Below are 3,422 nucleotides of genomic sequence, written 5' to 3'. Positions count from 1 at the left end.
GAGGATTTTGCAGAACTGATTGTATCGCAGTTAAAATTAAACCGCAGGGTGTTTGTTAAAGAAGCATCATTGTGGTCTACTAACCCTTAAAAAGGTTTTAAAATATTTGGTAAGGGTCTGTTCTTCTTTGATGAAGGACAGGCCTTTTTTTATGGATTTTTGTTGAGGGAAGGTTTGGGGACGGCCTAGTGACAGCTTGCTATAAGAGCGCATTGAATACGCCATGAGTCCAGGGTGAGTCCACGTGTTGTTCGGTATAAGGTGGACTCATGGTGGACTCAATGTGGACTCACCGTGGACTCACTCATAGGTGCCTACAACTGATCCTTCAATAATTATACAATTGTCTTACTGATTTTGGTTTACAATAAATATCATTTTACTGTTATTACTTTACATTTTTGCCAGGAGCGCGCCTTTGAGTATCCCATTACAGGCTTGGCTATTGCATTGTGTAGCGGTTAAAACGAATTCATGAATTCGCCCAAAACGAAATCATGAAAATCTATTCCTAACATTCCAAGAAAATGACCGTGGCTGTTGCACATGGAATTTTTAGTCCAGATAGTGAATTACCGATTTCACTATCTTATTCTATTCATATTTTCGTCAATCTCTTTATTCTTATACTTAGAGTCTTTGATGTTACCAAAGGCGTACTTTAAACCTAATGATATTTCACGAACATCGGCAAAATAAATGCCTTGAGAGATGATGCTATTTACGGTAAAGTTTTCTTTGGCTTCTTGTGAACTTAAAAGGCTATTGAAACTCAGGGTAGCGTTTAATTTTTTAAAAAAGGTCTTTGATACTGCGGTATCTATAGCATACATAGCATTTCGTTCAAAAATACCTTCTTCTCTTTTAGTCATTCCCCACCCTGAAATCATGAGTGTATATCCAGCTGGTAATTTGATTTCATTGTTCGAGTACAAGTAAACATAAGGCTTAATTTTATTTATGACGGCCATTGGTTCATTTACTTTATTAATGATTCCAGTGATGGTATTGGTGCTTGTCCAAATACTACTTTTAAATGGAATGATGATATTTAAATTTAAGCCAGATTCCGATTCGTAATTTGTGTTAATCATACGTAACTTTCTGTTTTCCTCATTGTATTCAACAGCATAATAAACAGGGTTATTAACGCGATAATAAGTCAGGCCAATAGAATTGTCTTTGACTTGTAACGTTGCCGATACTTCTTGTTGAATTGTAGGCTTAATGTTAATGTTATTAGCCCACTCAAAGAATGGGTTGATATAAGCAGTGATTTGACTCATTGATGTATAATTTGGTCGGACAATGCTTTTGGCATAATTCACACTCAGATTACCGTCTGTAAGTGGAAAGTCAAAAGTTGCTTTTGGGAAAAAATCCGTATAGTTTTTCTTTAACATCAATGACGCTGCCCCTCCTGTGCCATTAACGTTCGTATTTTCCATTCTTAATCCAGCTGAAAAATTGGCCCTTTTAATTTTACCTGAAACTTGCGTGTAAGCAGAAGAGATCTGTTCTTCATAAGCAAAATCGGATGCGAGATGAAGTGCTGGCATATAATCAGTTTGCTTTAATATTGAGTTAGAGGCTGCTGAAGAAAAATTCGCACCTATTTCCACCTTCATTTCGTTCTTTAACAATTTATCAAAATCAGCACGGGCTGAAACCACATCTACACCATAATTTTGTTTCCTATCCTGGCTTAGCACTGTCTCGGTTTCATTATAATTATTGTATATGTTGCTTGCCAGGTCATGAGAAAACTGCGCATACTGAACCCCTAAAAATATTTGCCCATTCTGTTCTTTAAATTTTTTATTGAAATTGACATTGGAGTTAAAAAGTGGTCTGACCTCCTTATTATTAATAATAGTATGGATGAAATCTTCCGATTCGGGTTGTTTTATGTATGTATCAGTGGTGTTTGTAAAAACACTACCTTGATAGCGTTTACTTACATTTGCAGACAAATAATCCGTTTCATTAAGTTGATAGTAAAGGCCTCCATTGATAATGGTTTGTCTGCGAGTATCAATAGAATATACCCTATATTTTGTAGCAATGTCTTCATCAGTGATGTTAAAATCGTTACTATTGCTTTCCCACAGGTTTAAATAGTTGTACTGCATATTGCCTTTAAACTCCAGCCTATCCTTTTTGATATTGACATTGAGCCCATTCCGACTATGAAAGTTTCTTTTAAATGAGTTTGTTGTAGATAAGGTGACTATTGAGCCGTCTGCGGTGCTTTTGTTTCTGGTGATAATTATAACAGACCTGCCTTCCGCCTCATATTTAGAGGAGGGATTATGAACAATTTCTATTGTTTTTATATCGTTGGTTGCGAGTGAATTTAGATCATTTAGTGTAATTCGCTGATTATCGAGGTAAATTAACGGGTCACCACGGCCAACAATACTCAGTTTTTCTCCATCTGGACTTAGTTGAACGGCTGGTAGTTTCGATAGGAGCTCTATTGCACTTGGAACTTGTGACAAGATAGTGTTTTCAATATTTACCTTAATGTTTCCTTTGGAATTTGAGAAATTCTGCTTCGTGCCGGAAATTTGAACTTCATTCAAAAGTGTTGAATTGTCTACCATTATTAAAATTAGGCTAGTATCTCGATTGAGGATGATATTTTTTATATCGTCATTAAATCCTATGCTAGATGTATTTAAGAGGTATCGACCTTCAGGCACTGACTCGATTGAAAAAACACCTTCTTTTACTTGAACTGCTTTGACTATTTCAGAATTTGTGTCTAATAATTTCACCGTTCCATTGGGAATTGTTTTACCGGCTAAGTCGACAATTTGTCCAGACAACACAAAGTTTTTCTGGGCGAACACGGAAAATGATAGAAAGCTAAAGAACAAAAATGTTTTAAAAAAGTGTTTGAGCGTCATAATTGGTAAATAATTGTGAATTGCTGTATATTTTAGTTAATTGCAATGGAGCAACAAGTTAATAACTAATATTATAATCGAAGTCACTCACATCATTTTTAACAAAAAATAACATTTAAAGATCTTAAACGGTGCTATATTTAAATTGTCGACAAAATGCATGAATAAGCTCACAGAATTAAATTAATTCTTACCGTTATGATGGTCAAGTTCACTGTGAACTTTAATAATAAATTTCACGATTTCTTCAACGGTATGTTGCCGTTTAGCCTGATGATGCCACCTGATATTACATACTTATTATTCCTCAACTTTTAAATCGGTCCTATCAAAATTCATCAAATAATATAATGCGCAACTGCCCAGCACGACTAAACTGAATAACAAATAATAGTGTGCAAGAATTGACCACATTGAAATAAAGAAGAAAAATAGAAGCCACCTTAGATAAATATCCATGTTTAACTTTACGAAAAATAATAAGGTTAACAGAAAAAGCAATCCAGCCAG

General features: G+C 35.0%; 2 protein-coding genes. Both read right to left on the bottom strand.

Annotation, left to right across the window (positions count from 1 at the left end):
- Window positions 1–584 precede the first annotated feature (584 nt).
- On the bottom strand, window positions 585–2,912 hold the full coding sequence (locus ACR2F7_RS05260; RefSeq protein WP_432712540.1) for an outer membrane beta-barrel protein: 2,328 nt from the start codon (window positions 2,910–2,912) through the stop codon (window positions 585–587).
- Window positions 2,913–3,240: 328 nt separating this feature from the next.
- A partial coding sequence (locus ACR2F7_RS05255) for a hypothetical protein (protein WP_432712539.1) occupies window positions 3,241–3,422 on the bottom strand: 182 nt, incomplete at its 5' end.

It is taken from the genome of Pedobacter sp. (genome assembly GCF_045628745.1).
GTDB lineage: Bacteria > Bacteroidota > Bacteroidia > Sphingobacteriales > Sphingobacteriaceae > Pedobacter.
This window is presented reverse-complemented; position numbering and strand designations above follow the sequence as displayed.